Annotated in this window: 1 protein-coding gene and 1 pseudogene; both read right to left on the bottom strand. The window is 61.9% G+C overall.

From position 1 onward, the window contains the following. Positions 1-1,349 (bottom strand): arginine--tRNA ligase (gene argS / locus EN935_RS34225; protein WP_127374137.1); only part of this gene is annotated, 1,349 nt, incomplete at its 3' end. Between the two features lie 75 nt (positions 1,350-1,424). Continuing rightward, positions 1,425-1,791 (bottom strand): annotated as a pseudogene (locus tag EN935_RS34220) (deoxyguanosinetriphosphate triphosphohydrolase); the annotation flags it as partial.

Below are 1,791 nucleotides of genomic sequence, written 5' to 3'. Positions count from 1 at the left end.
GGATTGTCCTTGGACTGCTCGGTCACCTTGGCGAAATCGAAATCCAACGGTGCATCGTTCTTGCGGTAGAGCATCATGAAGCGTATCGCGTCGCGGCCGACCTCCTCCACCACTTCGCGCAGCGTCACGAAATCACCGGACCGCTTCGACATGCGCACCGGTTCGCCATCGCGAAACAGTTTCACCAACTGGCAAAGCAGCACGGTGAGCTTCAACTCTTCGCCGGCGATCGCCCGCGCCAGGGCTTCCAGCCGCTTGACGTAACCGCCATGGTCGGCGCCGAGCACATAGATCAAGTCGACGAAACCACGATCGACCTTGTCCTTGAGATAGGCCACGTCGGCGGCGAAGTAGGTGAATGAGCCATCCGACTTGACCAGCGCCCGATCCATGTCGTCGCCGACCGCGGTCGAGCGGAACAACGTCTGCTCACGGTCCTCCCAATCGTCGGGCTTCTCGCCCTTGGGCGGCGGCAGCTTGCCCTTGTAGATATGGCCTTTCAGAGTCAAATCGTTGATCGCCGAGCGAATCTTCTTGGCATTGTCGGCGTGCAGCGTGCGCTCGGAGAAGAACACGTCGTGATGCACGTTGAGCATCGCCAGATCCTCGCGGATCATCGCCATCATCGCATCGATGGTGCGGTCCTTGACGATGGCGAGCGCCTCATCGTCCGGCATCTGCAGAAGCGAGCGGCCGAATTCCGTGACCAGCGCCTGACCGACTGGCACCAGGTAATCGCCGGGATAGAGGCCGGCAGGTATTTCGCCGATGTCGTCGCCAAGCGCTTCGCGGTAGCGCAGGAATGCGGAACGGCCGAGCACGTCGATCTGCGAGCCGGCATCGTTGATGACATATTCCTTGGTCACGTCGTAGCCGGCGAAGGCCATCAGATTGGCGAGCGCGTCGCCGACGACAGCGCCCCTGCAATGGCCGACATGCATCGGCCCCGTCGGATTGGCCGAGACATATTCGACATTGGTCTTCCTGCCGCCGCCAACCGTCGAGCGGCCATAGTTGCGGCCCTCGCCAAGCAGTGCGGTCAGATGTGTCTGCCAGAAGCCGTCCTTGAGCCTGAGATTGACGAAACCAGGACCGGCCACCTCTGTTGCGGCGACATCCTTGTCGTCGCGCAGCGCTTGCGCCAGTCTTTCGGCCAGTGCGCGCGGATTCTGGCCGGTGGGCTTGGCCAGCACCATGGCCGCATTGGTCGCCAGATCGCCATGGCTGGCGTCGCGCGGCGGCTCGACGGCAATGCGCGACAAATCCGGCGAAACGCCATCATTGTCTTTCAGATCAAGCGCTTCGACGGCTTTTATGATTCGCGCGGTGAAATCGGCGAAGATGTTCATTTGTGTGACTCTGGGGTCTGGCTCTGGCGGCTTTGCAGCGAATCCGGCTCGTCGGCCGGCAAAATCGAGCCCGCCCTAGCTCAATTCAGGCGTATGGTCAAACAAACGCCGGTGTTCCTTGAGCGCGTAGGTGTCGGTCATACCCGCCAGGAAGTCGGCAACGCTGCGCGCCTTGATGCGATCGTCGGCCCGATCCAGCCCCTCGCGCCAGCCGTCCGGCATGGCTCGCGGATCGGCGAAATAGGCGTCGAACAGCTGCTTGACGATCTGCTCGGCGTCCGCGCGCACCCGCATCACCTCGGCATGCCGATAAAGATGCTTGTAGAGAAAGGCCTTCAGTTCCTTCTCCAAGGCGGCCATTTCCGCGGAAAAGGTGACCATCGTCTCGCCCGCCGCTCTCACCGCGTCGGCGCTCTGCGGCTTGATGCGCTCCAGATTAGCT

Source organism: Mesorhizobium sp. M7D.F.Ca.US.004.03.1.1 (genome assembly GCF_003998635.1).
GTDB classification, from domain to species: Bacteria; Pseudomonadota; Alphaproteobacteria; order Rhizobiales; family Rhizobiaceae; genus Mesorhizobium; species Mesorhizobium loti.
This window is presented reverse-complemented; position numbering and strand designations above follow the sequence as displayed.